Source organism: Paenibacillus sp. WG02 (assembly GCF_055396115.1).
In genome coordinates this window covers 5,560,451-5,585,495 of sequence record NZ_AP036016.1, presented here as the reverse complement: position 1 = coordinate 5,585,495, position 25,045 = coordinate 5,560,451, and the positions used below count along the sequence as shown (strand labels likewise).

Genomic DNA, 25,045 nt, shown 5'->3' with positions numbered 1-25,045 from the left:
GAGGCTATTCTTTGTTCCGCCATAGTGAGTTCGGAAGGAGAGAGAAAAATTGAATACTGTAGATACGAAAGCGATACAAAATAGAAATCGCGTAGAAATACATAAATCTATTTGGATTAAAAAGCTGCTTTTGTCTCCAAATGCGTTAAATATCATGTACGTACCTGCCTTGCTTTTGTTTGGTTTATTTATTTTTTATCCAATGGTCAAAGGAATTAGAATCTCTTTTACAGACTGGGATGGCTACTCGCCAACGTCTAACTGGATAGGTTGGGATAAATATGCGCAGATGCTCACGGATAAAAAAATATTCATAACGATGAAGAATACGCTTATATATGGGCTTGGAAGCACACTGTTTCAAAACCTGCTAGGCCTTGCATATGCTTTGTTTCTAGATCAGAAAATACGTGGAAAAGGGCTGGTCAGAACCATTGTTTATCTGCCAGTTATCATTAGTCCGTTGATTATGGGATACATTTGGTATTTCTTTTTTCAATATGATGGTGGAGCGATTAACGATATTAGGGTCCTGTTTCATCAAGCTCCCACCGATTGGCTCGCTAATGGCCCTGTGGCTGTCGGGATTATTACCTTTGTGAATACCTATCAGTTTATGGGAGTAGCGATGATTATTTACTTGGCAGGTTTACAATCGATTCCCAAAGATTATTATGAAGCTGCTTCTATCGATGGCGCCAGATGGTTTGCACGATTCCAAAATGTAACATTACCGCTGTTGATGCCGTCAATTACGATTAATGTTGTCGTCAATATCATTGGTGGTTTGAAGCTATTTGACGTTATTGTGGCTCTGACCAACGGGGGGCCTGGCTATGCGTCTCAATCCTTATCTACGATGATGTATAACTTGTACTTTGCGCGACAAGACGCTGGGTATGCTGCTGCTCTGGGGAATGTGATGTTTATACTCATTGGAATTGTTAGCTTGACCTTATTGAGAATGCTGCGTAAGAAGGAAGTGAGCATGTGAGTAAGAACATTTTGAAGTATATAATCATAGGGCTTATCTCGATTGTTCATATCGTTCCTTTTTATATTTTAATAAACTTATCATTTAAGAGTGCAAGCAATGTAAGTTCCAAGTGGCTTCCAGCTGCATCTTTAAGTCTTAGAAACTTTGTGGACGTCTGGAATCAAGCGCACTTAGGTAAAGCGATTCTGAACAATATGATCATCACAGCTGTCGTTCTTGTGTTAGTTATTCTTATAGGTTCGATCGCTTCCTATCCGCTGGCTAGACATAGAACCAAATGGAATAATTTTATTTACACCGTCTGCATATCATGCTTAATTATCCCTGCACTTACGATTCTGGTACCTTTGTATAAATTGATTGTGGATATTGGAGGTATTAATACGTACTGGGCAATCTCATTAGCGCAAGTAACTTTTGCTCTTCCAATGACCATTTTTCTCTATACTGGCTTTATAAGTACAATACCAAAGGAATTGGATGAAGCAGGCGTCATTGACGGTTGCAATCAGTATGCTATTTTCTTTCGTCTTATTTTGCCATTATTAAAACCGATCACTGCGACTATTGTTATATTAATTGGTGTCCAAGTTTGGAACGATTATCAATTCTCCTTATTTTTTCTGCAAAAAAGAGAGTTTCAAACAGTTCCCGTTGTTCTATCCATGTTTATTTCACAGTTCCAAAGTAATATTAATTGGGTAGCAGCTGGATGTTTGATGGGGATGTTGCCAATTACAGTCGTTTATCTGTTTCTTCAAAAGTTTTTTGTAAAAGGTATGGCGGATGGAGCCATTAAAGGATAGGTGAGAATGCCCCAGAAGACTTTGAATGCCGGTTGAACAAGACGACTGTTATGGTCGAAATCCATTTGACTGCTTAACGACCAGCTTCAATTATTTGAAGAAACTTGGTTTGGATGTTTAATTTTTAAGGTAGGGCTTAGATAGGCGTTCACTCTATTGGGAGAACGCTTATTATTTATGTTGTATGGAGGAGTCCTTAGGCGTATAGTACAAAATAAACTTCTTCCCGATGAGAGTAAAGACTTGTATAATATTAGAAAACAAAACTTGGGAATTTTTGAAAGCGTTCTCCTTTGATAAGCCGTATTAATGGAGGTGTACACTCTGTATAGAATTGTGATCGTTGATGACGAAATTGAAGTGAGAGAAGGAATAAAGGAGAGCATAGAGTGGGATCGGCACGGTTTTGAATGTATTGGAGACTATCGGAATGGCAAAGAAGCTTTGGAAGCAATTTCAGAACTCAAGCCAGACCTCGTCTTGTCTGATATTTGTATGCCATTTATGGACGGAATTGAATTGACTAGACAAATTCATTTGAATTATCCCTATATTAAGGTGATCATCCTTACCGGTCATGATGAGTTTGACTACGCACAGAAGGCACTGCGCTTGAAAGTACACGATTTTATCGTAAAGCCTATTACGGCAAACGAACTTCGCAGTCTGCTTGATAAAGTGAAAGTAGAGATGGATAGGGAAACGGAAAATCGCGAAAATCTCTCTCACCTTAAAATGCAACTTCATCAAAGCTTACCATTATTAAGAGAGCGCTTTCTTGAGCAGTTAGTGGGCGGGACATTAAGAGATGTAACCATTCATAATAGGTTTGAATATTTCAGCCTTCCGCTGATATCTCCACCTTATCTTGTTGTAGCTATAGACATTGATGACTTAGACGAAATAAAAAAAGAAAGATGGCAAAACGATCCTGAGCTTTTCCGATACGCGGCCTTTAATATTGTTCAAGAAGTTATGGAGGGTAAAGATGTAATCGTCTTTCGAACGAGGGAAGAACGAATTATCGTTATTTTTTCCGGGGAGGCGGAAGAAGGACTCAATGAAACTGCGATGGGCTTATCTGAAGTGATTCGCTTCTGCATGGAGAAATATTTGAAATTCACAGTAACGGTTGGTGTTGGTAAGCTGTGCAGCACCTTAAACGAGCTCCCTCTTTCTTACAACGGGGCAATCTCCGCACTGGATTACCGTTTTTTGCATGGTAAAAATAAGGTCATCAGCATCCTGGATATGGAAGGCGCCAATAAGCCCGTGCAGCAGCTTGATATCGAATGGAACCGCAAGTTTTCTACGTTGATAAAAACGGGGACGTTCGAGGAAGCTCAAATTCTAATTGGGCAATTAATCAGCAAATTAAAGGATTCCTTGATGTCATTGGGAGCCTGTTATTTACAAATTCAAGCGATTATTATTGCTATCATGACTATGATTCACGAGCTGGTTGGAGATGACAGCGCTCATTTTAAAGGACATGAAATTCTACTAGAAGATATCAATCGCTTCAAAACTCTGGATGAAATTGAAACATGGCTCAACACGATTTGTAAAGAAGCAATTTCATATATTTCGGAGCAAAGAAACGATCAAACGAAAATGCAAGTTCTGAATGTGATTGCCTATATCGAGAAGCATTATTCTGATGAGAACCTTACTGTCGATGACCTCTGCCGCCATGTACATTTGAGCAAAAGCTACTTCAGTACTGTATTTAAGCAGCATAAGGAACAAACGATTATGGAATATGTAACGCGAGTTAGGATTGAAAAAGCCAAAGATTTGCTGCAGCATACCCCAATGAAATCCTATGAAGTTGCGTCAAAAGTAGGCTATGGCGATCCCCAATACTTTAGTGTGCTGTTTAAAAAAAATACAGGGACAACCCCTACCGAATATCGAGAAAAGTTGTTGAGGGAGAAAATTCAATGAGAAAAGAAAGGGATGTCGGGTTGTTTCTTTTCAAATTTAGAAGCATCCAATCCAGTATTTCTGTCGTCTTTTCTTGCTTAATCTTATTTTTAATCATAATCACGAGTTATATCTCCTATCGTCTTTCGGCTGACGCGGTAGAAACGAATTCCAAACATTACATATCTGAAATTATTCAACAGATTAATATCAACATCCAATCTTACATAACCAATATGGAAGATATCTCTATGCTGGCATCAACGAACAAAGATGTGAAATATTACATTACGGAGACGAGCTTCATAAACGATGAGGAACGTAGGCCGTATGAGAAAAGAATATCCGATTTATTTCAATCGATCTTAATTACCCGTAAAGATATTGCCTCGATCATGGTTTTTGGTTATAACAACCGATTTGTCTCTGACCGCAGAATTACAAGTTTGAACATAAACGCCAATATTGTGGAACAGCCTTGGTACAAAAATGCGAAGGCGGAGGGTGGTAAATCGGTCATCTCTGCCCCGCACGTCCAGAACATTATCCAGAATGAGTACCGCTGGGTCGTTTCATTGAGTCGGGAACTGAAGAGTGCAGACGGTATTACAGGAGAAGGCATTTTTTTGGTTGATTTGAATTTGAGTGTCATCAATGACATTTGTAATCACATTAACCTGGGAAAAAGAGGATATGTATTCATCGTCGACAAGCAAGGAAGCATCGTTTATCACCCTCAGCAGAAGCTTATTAACAGCCATCTAAAGACGGAGATGATCGATAAGGTCAAACAATCCAGCGGTGGCAGCTTCATAACGGGGGAAGGAAATAAAAAACGGATTTACACGATCCAAGAGACTCATTTTGGATGGAAAATCGTCGGCGTCGCCTATGCAAGCGAGCTGATCGCCAACCAATATCAAATCAATTTGTCTTATTTTTTATGGACGATTTTAGCTTTAGTGATCGCTTTGTACCTCTCCTTTTTCATCTCCCGCCACCTTTCACGACCCATCAAGATGCTACAAAGCAACATGAAGCAAGTGGAAAAAGGGGACTTCAGCATCCGATCGGAATTTCGGAGCAAGAATGAAATAGGACAATTGAGTCATACCTTCAATATCATGGTGGGTCGAATTAGAGATTTAATGAATCAAATTATTCAGAATGAGGAAAGCAAACGAAAGAGCGAAATGAAGCTGCTTGAAGCACAGATCAATCCCCATTTTTTGTACAATACCTTGGATTCGATTATTTGGATGGCGGAACGTAAAAAGCACGATGAAGTTGTTCTGATGACTTCTTCTTTAGCCAAGCTGTTTCGCTCCATTATTAATAAAAATAATGAAACGGTTCCCGTGCGAGTTGAAATTGAGCATATCACCAACTATCTATTGATTCAAACGATGAGATATAAGGATAAGCTTGACTTTCAGATCGATGTTGATCCCAGTATCCTTGAAGTTCATATTCCCAAAATTATTTTACAGCCTATTGTTGAAAATGCGATCTATCATGGAATCAAAAATAAGTTGGATTCTGGCTTAGTTAAAATAACTGGGCAAGCAGATGGGGATAACATTGTGTTTGTCGTTGCGGATGATGGAGTAGGCATGGAGCAGGAAAAGCTGGACCAAATTTTGAAGTTGAAAGAGGGTATCATCGGGGGGATTGGGGTCAGCAATGTGAATGAGCGAATTAAATTATTCGGAAATGAGTTTGGTCTTACCTTTGAGAGCGAAAAGTGGGAAGGTACTAAGGTTACGATCGTACTACCCAAATGTGTCCAGAAAGGAGTTATAGATGGCACATAAGAAGCCTGTTTTTTTGGCCGTACTGCTCGTTATTGTGATTGGATTTTTAGTAGTATACAGCGTGGAGATGCTGCGATTCACGAAACAAAGAAAGTTTGAGATCGCTATCGTGTTGAAATCGAACAATATTCGCTCAGACTATTGGCAGATGGTTAGTACAGGCGTGAAGGCAGCTGCAAAGGAATTCGATGTAAATATCGACATTACGGGACCGTTATCGGAAACGGATACGGCTGGACAAATTCGCAACGTAGACGAGGCTCTTGAGAAAAAGCCCGATGCTATCATCCTCGCAGCTACAGATTACGATCGGCTTACCCCTACCGCTCAAAAAATAAAGGAGTCTGGCACTAAGCTTATCTTGATCGATTCACCGATCTATCCCCATGTAGAGGCAAGCCTTATTGCAACCGACAATACGGAAGCGGGAAGAAAAGCCGGAATCGTATTGACCGAAGGGCAGCAAGGCAAATTATATAAAGTATTGACGCTAAGCAGCAGATTAGGATCGTTAGCTGAAAAGGAACGTATGGTTGGATTTATGGAAGCAATTGCGGATTCTCCTGGAGCCCTATTTGCAGGTAATTACGAGTTTGATGGGACAGAGGATGCAGCGTATGACCGGGTGAAGAATCTGCTGTCCATGGATCCGGACATCCAAGGCATTGCCGGTTTGAATGAAGCGGCTACTTTAGGGGCAGCCAGGGCTGTTAAAGAGAAACGATGGACAGATCGTATCAAGATTGTCGGTTTTGATAGTTCCATTTACCAGATCAAACTTTTGGAGGAAGGCATCTTACAGGCGACAATTATCCAAAAGCCGTTCAATATGGGTTATTTATCCGTGGAAACGGCGGTACAGGCCCTAAACGGAATCAAAGTGAACCCAAAGGTGAATATAGATGCCATTGTCATTACGAAAGAAAACATGTATACCCAGGAAAATCAAGAGCTTCTCTTCCCTTTGGTGGAAAAGTAGCGATGTGACGGAAGGGTGGATCAAATAATGAGCCAATTACATAAGAGAAAAATGGGTTCTTTGCTCGTTCTCCTTCAATTTACGACAATGCTGCTTACCGGATGCATGTGGGGGGACGCTCATCATCCAGTTTCGGCCGATCCCGAAGCTAAAGCAACTATTACGTTTGTGGCTCCTGAGTATAGTGCGTCTACTAGACCCTATTTTGAAAACTTAGTGAAGGAGTTCGAGAAGAGGTACCCTAACATAAAGGTCGAACTCCAAGTGATCAACTGGGACATATTAGATAGTGCTTACAATACCATGATCAGCCGCAATCAACCTCCAGATTTGCTGCTCACGAACATATACGCGCATTTCGCTAAGGATGGACTGTTAAATCGTATGGAGGACCTTCTTTCTCCCGAATTGAAGGATAAATTTTACCCTTTTCTTATGGATAGCAGTAAAATGCAGGGCATTCAATATACGGTTCCTTATGTAACGACCATCCGGGAATTGTATTATAACAAAGATATTTTCAATGAAGTTGGTCTTACAGAACCGCCAAAAACGTGGAGAGATCTAGAGGAAGATGCACGCAAAATCAAAGATATGAAACAAGTGGACGGTTTCGGTGTCGATTTGACGGATAATGAAATTTGGGCCTATCTCACCTATTTTTTCTTCGGAGCCGGAGGAGGCTGGATGAAGGATGGCGAGTGGGTTATCAATTCTCCTGAAAATGTGGAAGGTATAACGTTTCTAAGAAACCTCTATGAAAAGGGTTTAACGGACCCAGAGCCAGCAATCACGACGCGCGACGAAAAACAGCGGATTCTAGGAAACGGCAAATTGGGGATGCTGATCTCAGGCAATTATTTTGAGGCCGTCGTACCTCAGGAGTTTCCAGGGTTAAAATGGGCGAAAGGACCGATTCCGGTAAAAGAGGGTCAGACTCCTATGGTACTAGGTGTGCAGGACGTTTGGATGTCTTTCAAAACTGATCATACCAATAAGGATGCGCTGTCTAAATTTCTCGATTTTATTTACGAGGATGCACGTTATGAAGAATTTGTCCTTAGGGAAGGGTTTCTTCCTACAATTCGTACGGTAGGCGATAAATTGGCGGCAAACGATACATACATGAAACAAAATCTTAACTCTATCAAAAGCGCTCGGTTTTACCCGATTAATAATCCAGCGTGGTCTGCCGTTCTTAACGCGACCAGAAATATGGGGCAAACCGTTTTGCTCGGCCAGATGACACCCAAACAAGCACTCGATCGGCTGCAGCAAATCGCTCTCGACAAAAGTCACTAATCCATGTAAGAACGAAGGTCAGGAAAATATTCCTGGCCTTTGTTTTTGTCCGTAGAAAGTATAAGTTTCGAGGTAGAGCTTAAGGGTATCCCCTTTCTAAGGTGGCCATTCAAAAACTTCTGCAATTGTGCAAAGTCGGCTGTCGATTCATTGTGGACAAACGTTAACGAACTCAGAAAACGTGATGAAGCCCAAAAGCGGGCTTTTGATAGTCTAACGAATCGAGAAAACGCTATTGCAGGAAAGACAGCCCCAAATCACGCTTTTTCGCTAACGTAACGAGGCTGCGATTCGTTAGCCATTCGAGTATGCGCATGATGAGGACAATTGCGTGTGCACGGTTCGTTAGCTCTTCGACAGCTTCCAAAATCGGTCTGCAGAGAAAAGAAGATGATCATGGAGAAAGCGGATATAGGCGGTTGGAGCTCTATATCCAATTCCCTCCCTGAGCTCAAACATATGGATTAACACACAAAGGACCTGAGGTAAAGTCTCAGGTCTTTCTTTAAAAAGTTACAAAAGACAGTACATTTTTAACTATTTACAGTACTAATTTCAATGGTTGTATACCGGGAAAATCAATATGATAAAGATGCACGAACCAATAGACAATTGTTCGAAGTGGATGCTTCCGAAACAGGTGTGCTCCGCAAAATTCTAGGGAGGTCGTTTCAATGATTAATTCAAAAAAAGCAATGGCATGGAGTATGGTTTTGTCGACGACTGTTTTTCTTACACTAACGGGTTGCGGAAGTAACAATGCGAGTACGAAGCCCGCTGAAAGTGTAAAACCGATCGAAAGCACCAAACCGGCTGATAGCGCAAAGCCAGGGGGAACAAAGCTTGCTGGGGACTTTGAGATCCAATATTTTGTCGGTGGGTATGGAGACGCGTGGTGGAAACAAGCCATTGGCGATTTCCAGAAGTTGAACCCGGACCTTAAGATCAAAGAATCCGCTGGAGCGAAAATTAATGATCAAATGAAACCGCGCTGGATTCAGGGTAACCCGCCAGATTTTGTATACATCGATGGAGCCGGCTCCAATACAAGACAAATGGTTACGGATGACCAACTTATGGATATTACAGATTGGCTGAAGGATGCGAAGAACGTAGATGGGAAGAAAATTCTCGATCTCCTGATCGCTCAGCCTGAGGAATATAAACCAGGAAAAGCATTTGCCGTGCCGTTAGTCTTCGGTTCTTGGGGAACGTTCTATGATAAAGCGTTATTCAAGAATAAGGGCTGGCAAGCGCCTGCAGACTTCGAAAGCTTCATGGCTTTAGGTGAAAAAATTAAAGCTGATGGCCAGATGAGTGATTACATTCATACGGGGGTTTATCCGTACTACATCAATGGGGGCTTATTAGACCCAACGATCATTGCAATGAACAACTATGATACATCCATCTTTAAGAAAATTAATTCCCTTGAAAAGGGTGTTTGGAAAAGCGAACCTGTTATGAAGTCACTTGCTAAAATTGTGGAAATGAGAGACAAAGGCCTCATCGACAAAGGGTCACCGGCTCTGAACCACACGGATTCCCAATCCCAATGGCTGCAGCATAAAGCGGCTTTCATACCGACTGGCATTTGGGTTGAGAGTGAAATGGCGAAGGACATTCCAGCAGGATTTGAATTTGGATTCTTACCTTCCATCGGCCAAGACAAAGGTGGTAAGTTCGTAGCGAATCCATACACCTCTACTGTAGCAATAGCGAAGAAAGCGAAGAACCCTGAAGCGGCCAAAGCGTTCATGCAATTTATTTTCACAGAAAAACAAAGTAAGGCATGGGCAGAGCTTTCCAAAGCCCCTTCTAACATCAAGGCGGATCTCGAAGGAACGAATGCACCGGCTCTAACGAAAGAAGCAGCCAAATTCTATAATTCGCCGAATACCGTCGTTGCGCCTGAAATCGTTATTCCAGAGGAACTAGTAACAGCGAGAAACAACGCAACAGTTGCTCTTACCAAAGGTGAAATTACACCGCAGCAGTGGGCAGATCGCATGGAAGAAGCGACTGATAAAATTCGCTCCAAAGAAAAGAAATAAGCCATATGAAGGATTTGAATGATAATGAGGGAGATCATCACATTCCCTTATTATCATTCAGAAATTTAGATTGGAGGAAAGTATGAAAGAGAGCAAGACAGCCGCAACTGGCATGATCGATCAGAAAAAAAGTGTTAGAACCGGCACAGCGAAGATGAAGCGTAATATCTTCATTCTTTCCTTTACCCTTCCAACCTTGCTTCTTTATCTCGTATTTACCGTTTACCCGATGTTTAAAGGTATTTATCTTAGTTTGTTTGATTGGTCAGGCGGCTCTGAAACCTATAACTTTATTGGTCTTGGAAATTTCAATGAGATGATGCATGACAGTGTGATCATGAAGACAATTCGAAACGATTACATTCTAGTCTTCGGCAAAGTCATTGGTTTTATGGTCCTGTCCATGTTCTTCGCGGTAGCGCTAACCCGTTTCAACATCAAAGGCGCGGGTATTTATCGAATCATTTTCTTTATACCTAATGTACTTTCTGTTGTTGTGGTCGGCGTCCTATGGCGTTATGTGTATAATCCAAACCTTGGATTTTTGAATTCCTTTATTTCTTTATTTACAGATAAAAAGTACGATTTCGCTTGGTTAGGCGATAAATGGTCGATATTTGCGCTCTTGCCGCCATCTATTTGGGCAGGTATAGGCTTTACGATCATTTTGCTGGTTGCCGGTATACTTAGTATCCCATCGTCGTTATTTGAATCAGCTGACATTGATGGGGCGTCACAATGGCATCAGTTTTGGCTGATTACCCTGCCCCTGTCGTGGGAACAAATCAAGACATCCGTTCTCTGGATTGTCATGACGACACTCAATGGATCATTCGTCATCGTCACGATTATGACCTTTGAAGGCGGAGTAGATAATGCCACACAGGTTATGGGTTCCTATTTGTATTTGAATGCATTCAAATTCGGGAAGTTCAGTTATGCGTCAGCGATTGGCGTCCTCATTTTGGTTCTCTCATTAATAACCACAGCAACCCTTCAGAGGCTGATGAAGAGAGAAACCATTGAATTAACGTAGAGGAGTTATTCTTATGGGTCAAGGTGTAGTCAATCCTGTATTTCGGTTATTTTTCAAATTCAGCCTTATTGTTTGGTCGCTATGTATTCTTTATCCGCTGCTTTGGACTGTCTTTAGCTCTTTAAAAGATAATCAGCAGTTTTTCTTAGGCAAACCGTGGGATCTGCCGAAGTTCCCTTTGCTTTGGTCCAATTTTTCATTTGTGTGGGAAAAATATAACTTTGGTCAAAATTTTATGAATTCATTAGTAGTAACCGTTGTAAGCACGATATTCGGAGTGCTCTTATCGGCAACGACGGCCTATGTGATTGCCCGATTTACGTTCAGAGGAAATGGATTGCTTTATTATTCGTATCTTTCCTACATGATGATTCCAACATTTCTTGGCATCATCCCCTTATTTTTTTTGCTGAATGATCTTCATCTAACGAACAATTTGTTCGGCCTGATCTTAGTTTACATGGTAACTGCAGTGCCATTTGCCGTTTTCGTACTAGTCAGTTTTTTTAAATCACTGCCAAGTGAACTAGAAGAAGCAGCTTCTATGGATGGCGCATCCCATTATGGCATTTTTTTTCGGATCATGCTTCCACTTGCTAAGCCGGGATTGATGTCTGTGGCTATTATTACTGTGCTAAATATATGGAATGAATACGTTTTTGCACTTGTGCTTATTAATGATCCAACCAAATATACGATACCGGTTGCCATTGCAGTCATGCAAGGTGAAATGCAGTACAGGACAGAATGGGGACCTCTCTTCGCAGCCCTGATCATTTCTATGGGTCCGACGATTATTTTTTATAGCATTTTCCAAAAACAAATTACAGGAGGGATTACGGCTGGGGCATTAAAGGGATAAGAACCCCTCGTTAGATTGGCCAAAGTTGAGAATGAAGAGGAGAGTGTATGATTTGAAGACGCTTAAAAACGCTTTTGGGTTTTCTTTTTGCCTGGTGTTCGTATTAGCGATTCTTTTCATTGGTGGAACAACGACTCATGCAGCAGCAGTTGGCGACATAACGAATTTTGAGAAAACAGACGCTAAGACATTTACGATCACGTCCGGTTCCGATAAGGTGAAAGTTGTTTTTAATCGTGATGACATGGTTCGTATATGGCTGGGTGTAGGCGGTAATTTTCAAACACTGGCTGGTAAAAGCTCGGCTACGCCTAAAGAGCCGATCGTGATAAAAGAAGATTTCGGTTCGGTCACTGTTGATTGGTCCGATGAGGGCAGTTACTACAAATTAGTAACGGGCAAATTCGTTTTGCGTGCCTACAAAAGCCCGCTTAAATTCGCGATGTACAAGAGCGACAACGCGACTGTCGTATGGCAAGAAGAGTCACCGTTAAACTATAGCTCATCTTCAACGACCCAAAAGCTCGTACGAGGAGCAGATGAGTATTACTACGGCGGAGGGATGCAGAACGGATTTTTCTCTCACCGCGATAAGACAATTAAGGTTGCCAAGAACTTCGGCGACTGGGGCAGCGGCACCGTGTCCAACCCGTCTCCGTTTTATTTGAGTACAGCTGGGTACGGCGTACTGCGGAACACGTTCCAAGACGGAACTTACGATTTCGGCAGTCCCGCTCAGCTGACACACAATGAAAACCGCTTTGACGCGTATTATTTTTATGGCGATACGTTCAAAGATATTTTGAATGGCTATACGGATTTGACCGGTAAGCCTTCACTGATTCCTAGATGGGGAATGAGTATGGGGGATGCGGATTGTTATAACACAAGCAATACGGGTGCTAACAAACCGAATAAGCTGACAACGCCGGATGTGCTGAAAGTTGCTCAAGGCTTCCGCACCAACGACATGCCGGGCGGTTGGCTGCTGCCAAACGACGGATACGGCTGCGGGTATGTGCAGCTGCCAAGCACCGTTCAACAGCTCCATGACTTAGGTTTTTACACTGGTTTGTGGACGCAGAACGGTCTTGCTAATATCGCAACAGAGGTAGGCGTGGCTGGAACTCGCTTGAACAAGCTGGACGTAGCTTGGGTCGGACCGGGGTATGACTTTGCGCTAGATGCAACGAAACAAGCTCATCAAGGGGTAGAAAATTACTCTAACGATCGCGGTTTCGTATGGTCCGTCGGCGGATGGGCAGGTACGCAGCGATATTCAACCGTTTGGTCGGGAGACCAATCCGGGAACTGGGAATATATCCGCTTCCATATTCCTTCCGTGATCGGTGCGGGGCTGTCTGGTATGAACTACGCTACCGGTGATGTGGATGGGATCTTCGGAGGAAGCGCCCAGACCTATGTACGCGATTTACAGTGGAAAGCATTCACTCCGATCCTTATGAGTATGTCTGGTTGGGCATCCGTAGATAAGCAACCGTGGCGCTATGGAGAGCCGTACACTAGCTATAACCGTGATATTTTAAAGCTCAGACAGCGCTTAACGCCTTACTTCTACACGTATTTGAACGAAGCTTATGAGTCGGGAGCACCGATGGCCAGAGGGATGGTGTATGAATTCCCGAATGACCCGAATACGAAGAACACTCTGACACAGTACCAATTCATGTCTGGGCAATCACTGTTGGTTGCACCGGTCTACAAAGATGCTGCGGTAAGAAACGGCATTTACTTGCCGAAAGGCAAATGGATCGACTACTGGACGGGTACTGAGCATTACGGCTCCAAAATGCTCGACGAATATAGCGCTCCACTGAGCCGTTTACCGCTTCTTGTCAAAGCAGGAGCAATCATTCCGATGTATCCAGAATCGCTGTATGACGGTCAAGTGCAGCCAAATCCGATAACGTATGACATCTACCCTTACAAAACCTCTACCTTCACGATGTATGAGGATGACGGCGTTTCGAGAGAGCACCGTAATGGCAAATTTGCGAAAACACTCATTACTTCGATCGCTCCTGAAACTGGAACAGGCGACTTGAAAATTCAAGTAGGGGCGAGCGTAGGCGATTACAACGGCAAATTGGCAGCGCGTACGAACCAATTCCAAATTCATATGCATGCGAAACCGACTAGCGTTGTAGTTGACGGCTTATCTTATGCTGAATTTGCAAGTAAAACAGAATGGGCGAGCGCTGCAAGCGGCTGGTACTTTGATAGTGCGGATAAAGGCGGCATCGTTTATGTGAAAACGCCGGATATGCCGGCGGATCAAGGCTTTGAATTGAAAGTGGCCGGTTTTGTGGCAGATACGACGCCACTTACAGACGCAGTTGTCATTTCGCTGCCAGAACCAGATAACGATCCGACGAAAATCGTACAGGCGGACATCGTAGCAACAGCTACGAGCACTGATACTACAAGTCCTGTAGCCAATGCGTTGGATGGCAGCTTAGAGACTATCTGGAGCACCAAGCTGGATGGCAGCACACCGCTACCACAGTCGATCACGCTCAATCTTGGCACGAAGTTTTCCGTCAATAAATTGAAATATTTGCCGAGACAATATTTAGGCTCGGATGGTATTATTACAGCTTATAACGTCTATGTGAGCACGGATGGAACCAGCTTCACGAAGGTGGCCACCGGTGCATGGAATGCGGATAAACTGGAAAAAACAGCGACATTCACTACCGTGGAAGCGCAGTATGTAAGATTGGAAGCGACAGCTGGTGTTAACGGTTTTGCGGCTGCGGCTGAACTGAACGTGTACCGGGACGGTTCGGTGCCGATACCGCTGGCGATTCCGAAAAATCAGATGACAGCTACGGCAAAGAGCTTCCAGCCGGGCAGTGAAGCGTCCAAAGCCATTGATGGCGATTCGAATTCCGTGTGGCATACGAAATGGGACGGCTCTGACAAGCTGCCGCAATCGATTATTCTTGATCTCGGCAAGGTTCGCAACATCAGCCAATTCCGTTACGCACCCCGTACAGATGCTGGAAATGGCACGATTACGACCTACAAATTATACGTAAGTACCGACGGAACAAACTATACGCAAATCAGTACGGGTACCTGGGTTCGAAACAATATTAAGAAATATATCCAATTTACACCTGTGGATGCCCGTTATGTGAAGCTGGAGGCGGTAGCGGCAGTAGGCGGCTTCGCATCCGCTTCCGAACTTGATGTCTATGAAACGCCTCAGGCACCGCCTACATTAGGTGATATTCTGCAAGGCAAGCCGGCAACGGCAGACAGCGTGGATCCGGCGTTCCCGGCAAGTAATGCCAACGACGGCAATGCGGCTACGATGTGGTCGGCAAATGATGCCAACCCGGGTCATGTTTGGTCCGCAGATTTGGGTAAAATGTATTCGATCCAAGGATTAGAGATTTCATTTGGACAGAGCGACAAAGTGTACAAATATAAGCTGGAAGTCCGGGAAGCGGGCAGCAGCAACTGGATTCAAGTGTTAAACCGCATGAACAATACGGAAGCTGGTCAAGTGCTGAAAGATACATTCGGCAGCCAAGGACGCTATGTAAAAATTACAATTACCGGACTGCCTGACGCGAGTACGAAGGCTAGTATCGCAGATGTAAGGCTGATCGGTTTGCCAATCATCGGAACGGCGCCTGTGACTGGTGTGACGTTGGATCGTTCGGCATTGAATTTGAATGTACTTGATGCGCCTGTTGCTCTAGAGGCAATGGTAGCGCCTCTGAATGCGGCGAACACTACAGTTTCGTGGAGCAGCAGCAATCCGGCCGTTGCGATGGTGGATGGAAACGGTGTCGTATCTCCGAAAGGAGCAGGCACGGCAACAATTACGGTCACTACAGCGGATGGTGGCTTCAAAGCGACTGTGGATGTCACCGTAACCGGGCAAACAGGTTTGGTGAAAATTCCGCAAGCCCAAATGACGGCAACGGCTACAAGTTTCCAACCTGGAGATGACCCGAGCAATGCGCTCGACGGCGATGTGAACACATGGTGGCATATCAAATGGTTCGGTACCGATCCGCTGCCACAATCGATTATCTTGAATTTGGGTGGAGCTTACAAAATCAGCAAACTGGACTATTTGCCCCGTCCCGATGGCGGTAACGGCACGATCACTGCATACAACGTATACGTCAGCCAAGACGGTGTGCAATATACGAAAGCAGCAAGCGGTGCGTGGCTGCAAAACAATTTGCTGAAAGAAGTAAACTTCGCTCCAGTAAATGCTTCTTACATCAAGCTTGAAGCAACTGCGGGTTCTGGCGGCTTCGCTTCCGCATCCGAACTGAACGTTTATAAGATCGTTGAAGCACCTACGCTTCAAACACTTGCGTTTGACGCAGCGCGCTATGAAGTGTATAAAGGACAATCCGCAGCGGTGAAAGTGACCGCACAGTATTCAGACGGTACAAATCAAGACGTGACAACGGCATCTATTTTCGAGGTCAGGAATACGGCATTCGCAACGTTTGCGAGCGGTACGATTACTGGTGTTTCGCAAGGTGAAACCGTCGTTACGGCAACGTACGGAGGAAAGCAGGCAACTGCAGCAGTAGTGGTGAAATTGGTCATTGATACAACACCACCAGCAGATGCAACCTTAACAGCAGATATTACAGCACCGACCAATACCAATGTCACAGTAACGATCAACTATCCGGCTGACGCAGCGTTGCAAGAATACAAAGTGGGCGCAAGCGGAACATGGGCAGCGTATACGGCTCCTGTTGTCCTTTCGGCAAATGAAACCGTGTATGCAAGAGGAACGGATGCGGCAGGTAATGTATCCAATGTAACTAGCATTGTTGTAAGCAATATCGATAAGATTGCACCCGTAAGTGTCGCATCTTTAAGTCCGGCTGCACCTAATGGCAGCAACGGATGGTATACGTCGGATGTAACGGTAAGCTTCACTGTAAGTGACAATGTATATGGCATGGCAAAAACAGAATACCAAGTGAATGACGGGGGTTGGATTACCTATACCGGTTCCATTCCTGCCTTTGGTGAAGGGAACTATAAGGTCGGTTATCGCAGCACGGATCTAGCAGGCAATGTAGAATCGATTAAAACCATCGAGTTCAAGATTGACAAAACGGCTCCAATATTAACCGTTCAATTAGATAAGACATCGATTTGGCCGGCGAATCATAAAATGGTGACAATAAATGCCACGCTGAATTCGAGTGATACAGCATCAGGGGTTGCATCTGTGGTGTTAACTTCCATTACCAGCAATGAGCCGGATAGTGGTCAAGGTGACACTCTAGCTAATATTGGTACTGCGGCCACTTCATTTAGTTTACGTGCAGAAAAAGGACGCATCTATACCATAACCTACACAGCAACGGACAAAGCGGGCAATCAATCGGTTACTTCTGCTATCGTCATAGTACCTCATGATCAATCAGGCAATCATTAAGAAAAGTACCCCCCATTTGCAATACGGATCATTCAGGAGGATGGCATTATGCTATCCTCTCTTTTTTTTGGCAGATTATCGAAAACCCTAGGGGCTCTCTGAATCCTGTGAAAAAACCATATTTTCGGCGGTATGCCCCTGATTGGTTTTCAGCTTGTCGATCATACCATGCAACTCTTCGGTAGTTGCGGTGGACGTCAGACCGATGTTCAGCGTGCCTTTTAGCTCGTTTACGTGCAGTTCCTGAATTTTGTAGGTAATATTCGGGGACGTTGTGTGCTTTAGATCGGCCAAATAATTGTTCAGCTTCTCTTTGAGCTGGTTATCCAGATGATCCTTCAGTTGAGCCTGGAGCTGATCTTTCAATCGTTGATTTTCCGCCTTCAACTCGCATTGCTTAAACTCTAGCATGGCAATTCTTTGTTCGAATTGGCATATACAGGAGTGCAGATAAGCATGTGCATCATACATGATGCCGCCTCCTTCAGGTATGGAAAAACTTGACTTTACAGCCACCGATCATTTGGCTACAGGGTGTATGGGCGGTATCAACTCTTCTTCCGGAACCACCGCGGCCTTCTTCTCGTTCACGCCTTCCGCAATCTCCGTCGCCCTGTTATCCGACAAAATGTTGTAGCCTATATTGAGGGAGCCCAGGTTGGCGATGGAGTTGATTTTAATATGGTTAATATAAAAGTTCATCGCTTGCGCTCTCCTATACGAGGTTGCTATTTCCCTGATCGATGATATCCGGATCCAGAACGCTGTTTCGGTCCGTATTAACTGAGGATGTGGCGTCACCGATGACAGTGTTGCCTCCGACCGCTTTGGAATTTGCCGCATTTCCGCGCAACAGGTTGTCTCCGAAATTGACGACGCCGCCAGTAGCGACTTGATTGATTTTGATGTTAAAGATGTTAAACACATTCGGCATAAAGCTCATCCTTTGGGCAGTTTGACCGCGAAATATCGGTCTTTTGCACGCTCGCGGAGATCGGTACATTAACAATAAGATATTCCGGTATTTTATGGTTTCGATAGCCGGGTTGTCCTTGCGGAAGGGCATCGGACTTTCCGGAATACCGTTTCAATTCGCCTCGGATATCGGATTCAATGAGTTCAAGCTTTTGCAGCCGCAATTGCGGATTGGACGTAATTTCCGGCGTGAAGATGTGTGTGACACTATCCCACTGAAAAGCCGTCTTCGTCTGTTTCATCCGATTCCCACTCCCTTTCATTCACTCTTGTGATGTAGTGTATTCATTTTCCTAGGTATCTGTGTCTCAAATTCTTGCTGGTAGTGAACGGAGCGAAAAGGTCCTTTTTGATAATACCTGATTTTGATCCTTATTTATGCAATAATATAATCACATAAAAGCTTAAAAGGAGAAAAAAATGCCAAAACAACGCAAACTGATAGAACCGTCCGACTTTGAAAGGATGCGGGTATTTCGACAGCCCATCTCGATCTTTTTACAGGGTGAACAAATAGGTGAAAAGGTGATCATTCAATCTCATGATGACGAATTAGTTGTAAGCACCACTGGAGAAAAATTCGTGAAGGCAAATTGTGATTTTCTAAGTAAAAGATAGTCATTTTCGATAGGATTGATTAGTGCCAAAAACGCAAAGGTGGTAAATAAATGATGGAGTATATAAATGAGGGACAAGATGCAAAGCCGAATGTCAAATTCATCGTCATAACAGATACACATGTTGAAGAAGAAATAGACGGCGTATATTCGCTGAATTTCATTCAGGCCTTACAGGATATCAGGGCAACTTCGCCCGATAGTCAAGGAATTATGCATATTGGTGATGTGACTAACAATGGCAAGCAAACAGAATTTGAAACGATGACACGAATTTTGAAGGATCATAGAGAGGGTCTGCCGCCCATCTATTTTGCTTACGGCAACCATGATGTCCGTTGGGCGGACTTTGATCGTCAAATGTATTATTTTACAACGAGTACGGGGATTGATAAAAAGTATTACGATGTTTGGATGAACGACTATCATTTTATTTTCCTAGGGACAGAGATAGGGTTAAAAGACTCTTCTTATTTATCAGAGACGCAGCTTGAGTGGTTAGATCTAAAGCTATCGGAGCACGAAGTGGCTCACAAACCGTCCTTTATTTTCATTCATCAGCCTTTGAAAAATACCGTTTCAGGGTCACAAAACAAGTTCGGTTGGCATGGTATTCGGCAAGACACGGAGCTTAAGACAATTCTAATTAAACATCCGCAAACGATTGTATTTACGGGTCATACCCATTGGGAACTGGGCTCGGCAGATACGATGTACAACGCAAAGTATGCAACTATGTTCAATGCAGCCTCGACAGCCTACTTATGGACGGATGAGGATGTGGAGAAGGCAGGCTCGCAGGGATATGTCGTAGAGGTTTACAATCATAAAGTAGTCGTAAAAGGAAGGGACTTTCTCGCTAAAACGTGGATTGAAGATGCCATTTTCTCAGTAGATCTTCCTTCATTAATTCCGAAAGTAGCCCCTGAATTCGATACCGATCTAACGCTTGGTAACCCGACAATGCAGATAGACAAGAACGTTTATCGGACTCACGATTTGATTGAAGTTACTTATACGGGGTCATTGAGAGAAGATGCATTCGGTATTTTCCCGAAAGGTGCTTTGCCGAGTGAGATTGAACCGATTACTCCCTTAGCGCATATTAAAAGCAATTCGGCTAGTCAGCCGGATGGGAAGATCATATTCACTGATTTGAATCTGTCAGTAGGATCTTACGATATGATCTATTTGGGAGAAACGTTGAATACAGAGCTGGTTCGAATATCTTTTGAGGTTATTTCTGAAGATTAGACGATGATTGAGTGCATGCTGAATAATTTACATGCTAAGAGCTTTCTCGAAAGTAAATAATTACACTTAGGGGTACAGATAAAAATGAGGTGGCAGGGTTATTCTTGCTTCCTCATTTTTTTTGTTTTCAGTCGATTGCAAGGGGAAGTCACCCGACCTCTAAGTATGCGGAACTAGGTAGTTGTGTTCTCCGCTTATGCGGTTGCATTCGACGACATCGGGTGATGAGCGGCAAAAATCAAGGAATGCATGACAATCCCGAGTACGAAATAGGATGTAGGCGGCAGCTTGTTTCCCGATTTTCTCCGGGGAAATCATGGTGCGATACTCTTGGATGATCCCTTTTTCCTCCATACGTCTTACTCGCTCCGTTACTGCGGGTTGCGATAACCCGACACACTTATGAAATCGGTTCCTTTAAATTTAAGGTTTTTTTTAAAAACTAACTCGTTTTTATTTGTTAAAGGGTTGATATAACTTGAATGCCTTATGTAAAGAAAGTAACTTAATTAATATAATATACTAACAATAGTTGAGTAATCAAATCTTTAACTATTCAGAGAGGATGAATAACAATGAATAAGTTGAATGTAAACAAAATGAATTCTGACCGTTTACAAGCACGCATGGATGAAGTAATCGATCGTACCCTTGCAGATAAACGGTTGGTTGGCGCTGTCATTAAAGTGGCGATAGACGGGGTACTGGTTTATAACCGCGCTGCCGGTTTTGCAGACCGTGAAAAGAACCAGACGATGCAAGAAAATGCCTTATTTAGGCTTGCTTCTGTAACTAAACCTATCGTTTCAACAGCTGCGATGATACTTGTTTCGCAAGGCCGCTTAGGACTTGACGACCGGGTTGATCGTTGGCTTCCAGAGTTTCGCCCACGTTTGGAGAGCGGTGAATTCGCGAATTTGACGATTCGGCATTTGATGACGCACACGGCAGGGCTGACTTACCGCTTTTTTCAGGAAGAGAATGGTCCCTATCACAGCGCCGGTGTATCAGATGGTATGGATCAGGCTGGTATTACATTGGAAGAGAACCTGCGTCGTATCGCCTCTGTTCCGCTCCTCTACACGCCTGGCACTCAGTGGAAATATTCAATTGCTACTGATGTTCTCGGCGCCGTGATTGCGAAGGTTACAGATTTACCGCTTGACGAAGCCGTTCGTTCGCTAGTGACAGCGCCGCTGGGCATGGACGACACTGGGTTTACAGCAGTCGATCCAGAGCGACTAGCGACGGCCTATGCCAATGCTGTTCCAGAGCCACGGCCTTTGCGTGATCCCGATAGCATTGATTTTATAGAAGGCACGGCTGGCTTCCGGCTTGCCCCTGGCCGGGCACTTGACGATTCGGCCTATCACTCCGGCGGAGCCGGCATGGTCGGGAGCGCCGGCGACTTATTGCTGCTGCTTGAAGCACTACGAAAGGGCGGAGCGCCACTGCTGCCGGAGAGTCTGGTTAGCGAGATGACTACTAACCAACTTGGTGAGTTGCCAATGGCCTATTGGCCAGGGCGAGGCTTTGGCTTAGGATTTACGCTGCTCAATGATCCTATCGCCGCAGAAACTCCGGAATCACCGGGCACCTGGCGCATGGGCGGTACCTATGGTCATTCCTGGTTCGTTGATCCTGAGAAGCAACTAAGTGTCGTAGCGTTTACCAATACAGCTTTGGAAGGTATGTCGGGTCAGTTTACCGTTGATCTTTGTGAAGCTGTCTATGACGGGATCAGGAACTAATGGATGCGCTCAAGACCAACCCCATATTCTTTATCGCACTTGGTTTATTCGGCGTTTATACCATTGAGTTTGGTGTTGTCGGAATATTACCAGCTATTACGGAACGTTACAATATCAGTACATCTCAGGCCGGCATGCTCGTCGGGGTGTTTGCGCTTGTTATAGCATTATGTGGTCCCTTTATGGTGCTGCTTCTTTCAAAATATAATCGTAAAAACGTAATGATAGTGTCTTTACTCATTTTTGCTGGAAGTAGTTTATTATCAGCTTATGCTCCTAATTTTTATGTTTTGCTGGCACTTCGGATGATCCCGGCATTGTTCCATCCTGTTTATTTTTCATTGGCTTTTGCAGCTGCAGTTTCACTCTATCCTAAAGAAAAAGCCACTCAGGCTTCTGCCAAAGCATTTGTTGGTACTAGCATGGGTATGGTACTTGGAATTCCGATAACAACCTATCTCGTAGATCAATTCTCATTCGAGGCCGCATTTATATTTTGTGCCGTTGTAAACACCGCTGCTAGTGTGGGGATCGCCATCATGCTTCCGAAATCGTCCAAAGCTGAGAAAGTCTCTTACGGGGAACAGCTCGGTATATTGCGTAAAGTCCCCCTTTGGATCAATATAGGTGCTGCAACATTCATATTTGCCGCTATGTTTTCGGTCTATAGCTATGCTGCCGAATACTTGGAACAAGTGATGGGGTTGAGCGGGAAAATCGTTAGTGTCATGCTTGTCATTTTCGGTGTTGGGGGAGTGGCAGGTAACTTATTGGCAGGGAGACTGATTGGAAAAAATAGGGTCAGAACGACTGTTTTCCATCCGATCGTCTTAGCCATTTCTTTCTTATTTCTTTATATGGGAGAAAAATCCATTGTGCCTATCATTGTCATCATGGTTTTGTGGGGAGCCGCTCATACCAGTGGACTCATCGTAACCCAGATATGGTTAACTTCTGAAGCTCCGGAAGCTCCTGAATTTGCCACGGGGTTGTATATTTCCTTCATCAATCTGGGTGTGTCCATCGGTTCCTTAGTAGGTGGGTGGTTTATTACCACTACAGGAATGAAAGGGACTATATGGAGTGGCTTATTGTTTATTATGTTGGCACTTGTATGTATTGCAATAAAAATAGTTTACTTTAACCGAAAAGGCTTGGAGGTAAATCGGGTTTCAAACGGGGCCTAACTGAACAGCAAGGAATATGAGAATACGGGCGTCGAATAAGAAAAATATGCTATAATTCAGTGAGATTTATTTCCAAATTTATGATAATAAATAAAAAGCTATATTGGATCGGGGAGGAACTGGATCAAGATGAAACGAACATTTATGAAATGGGCACTTGCTAGACTAATGCTCGCAACAGTCGTGTTAGTTTCCAGTGGATACGCGTTATTGGGCAAAGAGAATCATGCTAATGCCAGCGTACCTACACCGTCTATACTAATCTCACCTATACGAACGGTTATAGTGGACACTACACCTGAAGTTATTATGAGAGCTCCAATAGGCTCAACGATCGAGATTTTTGAAGGCATAACGAAGCTTGCTTATAAAGACGGGAATGGAAATTCGAATGTAATTCTTGAATTGCCTCCACTTCGTAAAGGAGTGCACATGCTTACAGCAAAAGTCGTATCGAACAGTGAAACGAATACTTTTTCTTTGCCTCCTATCGTTGTCGATGATAACGAAGCCTTCAATATTGAAGACATCGTACCGATTGCTTCAGACATGGCAGACCACGAGTGGGATATGAATGGAGATGGTGTGTTTGGCCTCAAAGGGGAGATTGAATATTTACTTTCTCGAATTGAACCAATCACGATAGCATATCCAATCGATGATTTCACCGTTGTACCAACTGCTACGTCAGCCACATACGCGACCTTTACTTTTAGCAAGCCATTTGGGGCGACAAGTGTGAAGTTGTTAAAGAAGACTGCTGCGGAATCAACATTTATGGACGCAGGGACTCTCAGCGTCAGCGAAGCAACCTATACCGTAACCGGACTTATACCGAACACATCCTATGAATTTAAATTGATGGTAACAGGAGGACCCAAGGCAGGGGAATCGAATAGAGTCTCTATTATGACCCCACCTATTCTAGTTGTCGTCCAACCGTATCAAGCTTTGGATTTCAACGGTGCCGGCGATTATGTAGAAATCGCGAATGACATGGTCTATAATTCATCGTCATTCACGATCGAAGCATGGGTTAAACCGAAGGATTTCAAATGGAAGACAGGAATTGTGTCCAAATATCAGGCGCACGGTGAAGATTCCTTCACACTTCGTTTGAGTGACGGTCCGCCGACTTATCCTGACTACAATAAGATAAACTTCCAGATAGGGGATGGAATGGAGGTTAATTCAGTTACCAACCTTGAATTAAATAAATGGTATCATTTAGCAGCTTTATACGACGGTACGACTCAAACTATGAAACTATACCTTAATGGAGTACTCGATTCCATGAGTTCGGGAGTCACTTACAAGATCAATTCGTCCCCGATTACGATTGGCGCCGATTTTTTGGAGGATCCTCGATATTTCAATGGTCAGATCGGAGAGATTAGATTCTGGACGACGGTAAGAACAGAAGCTGAAATCCATGAGGATATGAACAACCATGCTGAATCCGAAAACCATACGGGCCTTGCAGGCTATTGGACGTTCAACATAGGGGCCCAGGATCAGTCCGGCAACAGCCGAAACGGAACGATTCATGGCAGTCCCGCAAAGATTAAGTGAAGACTGGTGGAGAATAAAGACGTACCAATAAAGCAGGCGCTGAGCGCGACCTGCTTTTTCCTTTGGAGAGGACAGGTTAATAGGTAAAGTTTGTTTTCATGGAATTTCACTTTATGTTAGTATTTTTGAGCGGAATGAATTTCTACTAAACCTGGAGGAAACGTTTATGAACCTATTTCAAGAGCCAGCAGGAACATCAACATAGGCTGAGGGGCTATGAGCTCGCGATTAACTATTTGGTAAAGAAATGTATTTATTTATTTATTTATTTATTTATTGTTGCGTCATGACAAAAATGTACTGTTAAGGTCAAATGATGTTATCAAAGATAGTAAATATATGATCTATCGAACTGGAAAAAACAATCGTCGAACCATAAAGGATTCATCTAAAATATGGATCGATAGCTATAAAACAATCATATATAAATTGTCCAATTAGAAAGGATTTATCAAGTT

The 25,045-nt window shown here is 43.6% G+C and carries 19 protein-coding genes and 1 pseudogene; 15 read left to right on the top strand and 5 right to left on the bottom strand.

Annotation, left to right across the window (positions count from 1 at the left end; genetic code table 11):
* The first annotated feature begins 154 nt into the window (after nucleotides 1-154).
* From ACBP55_RS25490 to ACBP55_RS25445, 10 genes are all read left to right on the top strand, one after another.
* Nucleotides 155-994, top strand: a complete 840-nt coding sequence (locus ACBP55_RS25490; RefSeq protein WP_464653409.1) for a carbohydrate ABC transporter permease — start codon at nucleotides 155-157, stop codon at nucleotides 992-994.
* The gene (locus tag ACBP55_RS25485; protein ID WP_464645681.1) at nucleotides 991-1,803 is read left to right on the top strand and encodes a carbohydrate ABC transporter permease; all 813 of its coding nucleotides are present in this window, start codon (nucleotides 991-993) and stop codon (nucleotides 1,801-1,803) included. Before ACBP55_RS25490 ends, ACBP55_RS25485 begins: the two co-directional genes overlap by 4 nt.
* A 309-nt stretch (nucleotides 1,804-2,112) precedes the next feature.
* Nucleotides 2,113-3,750 (top strand): response regulator, encoded by a 1,638-nt coding sequence (locus tag ACBP55_RS25480; RefSeq protein ID WP_464645680.1) that lies wholly within the window; start codon nucleotides 2,113-2,115, stop codon nucleotides 3,748-3,750.
* On the top strand, nucleotides 3,747-5,543 hold the full coding sequence (locus ACBP55_RS25475) for a sensor histidine kinase (RefSeq protein WP_464645679.1): 1,797 nt from the start codon (nucleotides 3,747-3,749) through the stop codon (nucleotides 5,541-5,543). The genes ACBP55_RS25480 and ACBP55_RS25475 overlap by 4 nt, the downstream gene beginning before the upstream one ends.
* On the top strand, nucleotides 5,533-6,522 hold the full coding sequence (locus ACBP55_RS25470; RefSeq protein WP_464645678.1) for a substrate-binding domain-containing protein: 990 nt from the start codon (nucleotides 5,533-5,535) through the stop codon (nucleotides 6,520-6,522). The genes ACBP55_RS25475 and ACBP55_RS25470 overlap by 11 nt, the downstream gene beginning before the upstream one ends.
* Nucleotides 6,523-6,549: 27 nt before the next feature.
* Nucleotides 6,550-7,824: an ABC transporter substrate-binding protein gene (locus ACBP55_RS25465; RefSeq protein ID WP_464645677.1), complete on the top strand. Its 1,275-nt coding sequence runs from the start codon at nucleotides 6,550-6,552 to the stop codon at nucleotides 7,822-7,824.
* A 674-nt stretch (nucleotides 7,825-8,498) separates the two neighbouring features.
* A complete protein-coding gene (locus tag ACBP55_RS25460; protein WP_464645676.1) occupies nucleotides 8,499-9,878 on the top strand; it encodes an ABC transporter substrate-binding protein in 1,380 nt (459 codons plus the stop codon).
* 112 nt (nucleotides 9,879-9,990) lie between these two features.
* Entirely contained in the window at nucleotides 9,991-10,914 is a 924-nt protein-coding gene (locus ACBP55_RS25455; RefSeq protein WP_171643309.1) for a carbohydrate ABC transporter permease, read from the top strand.
* Between the two features lie 13 nt (nucleotides 10,915-10,927).
* The gene (locus ACBP55_RS25450; protein ID WP_464645675.1) at nucleotides 10,928-11,776 is read left to right on the top strand and encodes a carbohydrate ABC transporter permease; all 849 of its coding nucleotides are present in this window, start codon (nucleotides 10,928-10,930) and stop codon (nucleotides 11,774-11,776) included.
* A 52-nt stretch (nucleotides 11,777-11,828) separates the two neighbouring features.
* Nucleotides 11,829-17,231 carry a discoidin domain-containing protein gene (locus tag ACBP55_RS25445; RefSeq protein ID WP_464645674.1) on the top strand — a complete coding sequence of 1,801 codons (5,403 nt, stop codon included), beginning with the start codon at nucleotides 11,829-11,831 and terminating at the stop codon, nucleotides 17,229-17,231.
* 87 nt (nucleotides 17,232-17,318) lie between these two features.
* On the opposite strand, the gene gerPC is transcribed toward ACBP55_RS25445, so the two are convergent.
* From gerPC to ACBP55_RS25425, 4 genes are read right to left on the bottom strand one after another with little or no spacing between them, the layout of a single operon-like run.
* Nucleotides 17,319-17,702, bottom strand: coding sequence for a spore germination protein GerPC (gene gerPC, locus ACBP55_RS25440; RefSeq protein WP_464645673.1), 384 nt, complete (start codon nucleotides 17,700-17,702; stop codon nucleotides 17,319-17,321).
* Between the two features lie 48 nt (nucleotides 17,703-17,750).
* Nucleotides 17,751-17,933 (bottom strand): hypothetical protein, encoded by a 183-nt coding sequence (locus ACBP55_RS25435; RefSeq protein ID WP_464645672.1) that lies wholly within the window; start codon nucleotides 17,931-17,933, stop codon nucleotides 17,751-17,753.
* A 13-nt stretch (nucleotides 17,934-17,946) separates the two neighbouring features.
* Nucleotides 17,947-18,165, bottom strand: coding sequence for a spore germination protein (locus tag ACBP55_RS25430; RefSeq protein WP_464645671.1), 219 nt, complete (start codon nucleotides 18,163-18,165; stop codon nucleotides 17,947-17,949).
* Nucleotides 18,149-18,448 (bottom strand): hypothetical protein, encoded by a 300-nt coding sequence (locus tag ACBP55_RS25425; protein ID WP_464645670.1) that lies wholly within the window; start codon nucleotides 18,446-18,448, stop codon nucleotides 18,149-18,151. Before ACBP55_RS25425 ends, ACBP55_RS25430 begins: the two co-directional genes overlap by 17 nt.
* A 178-nt stretch (nucleotides 18,449-18,626) precedes the next feature.
* Between ACBP55_RS25425 and ACBP55_RS25420 the strand changes: the two genes are divergently transcribed.
* The gene (locus ACBP55_RS25420; protein WP_464645669.1) at nucleotides 18,627-18,824 is read left to right on the top strand and encodes a hypothetical protein; all 198 of its coding nucleotides are present in this window, start codon (nucleotides 18,627-18,629) and stop codon (nucleotides 18,822-18,824) included.
* A 50-nt stretch (nucleotides 18,825-18,874) separates the two neighbouring features.
* Nucleotides 18,875-20,077, top strand: a complete 1,203-nt coding sequence (locus ACBP55_RS25415; RefSeq protein WP_464645668.1) for a metallophosphoesterase family protein — start codon at nucleotides 18,875-18,877, stop codon at nucleotides 20,075-20,077.
* A 171-nt stretch (nucleotides 20,078-20,248) separates the two neighbouring features.
* On the opposite strand, the pseudogene ACBP55_RS25410 reads toward ACBP55_RS25415, so the two are convergent.
* Nucleotides 20,249-20,479, bottom strand: a pseudogene (locus ACBP55_RS25410) (Lrp/AsnC family transcriptional regulator); the annotation flags it as partial.
* Between the two features lie 173 nt (nucleotides 20,480-20,652).
* On the opposite strand from ACBP55_RS25410, the gene ACBP55_RS25405 reads away from it, so the two are divergent.
* The 3 genes from ACBP55_RS25405 to ACBP55_RS25395 all read left to right on the top strand — a co-directional run bounded on the left by ACBP55_RS25405 (nucleotide 20,653) and on the right by ACBP55_RS25395 (nucleotide 24,587).
* The gene (locus ACBP55_RS25405; protein WP_464645667.1) at nucleotides 20,653-21,828 is read left to right on the top strand and encodes a serine hydrolase domain-containing protein; all 1,176 of its coding nucleotides are present in this window, start codon (nucleotides 20,653-20,655) and stop codon (nucleotides 21,826-21,828) included.
* Nucleotides 21,828-23,015, top strand: a complete 1,188-nt coding sequence (locus ACBP55_RS25400; RefSeq protein WP_464645666.1) for an MFS transporter — start codon at nucleotides 21,828-21,830, stop codon at nucleotides 23,013-23,015. The genes ACBP55_RS25405 and ACBP55_RS25400 overlap by 1 nt, the downstream gene beginning before the upstream one ends.
* A 129-nt stretch (nucleotides 23,016-23,144) precedes the next feature.
* Nucleotides 23,145-24,587 (top strand): LamG-like jellyroll fold domain-containing protein, encoded by a 1,443-nt coding sequence (locus ACBP55_RS25395; RefSeq protein WP_464645665.1) that lies wholly within the window; start codon nucleotides 23,145-23,147, stop codon nucleotides 24,585-24,587.
* Nucleotides 24,588-25,045: the final 458 nt, after the last annotated feature.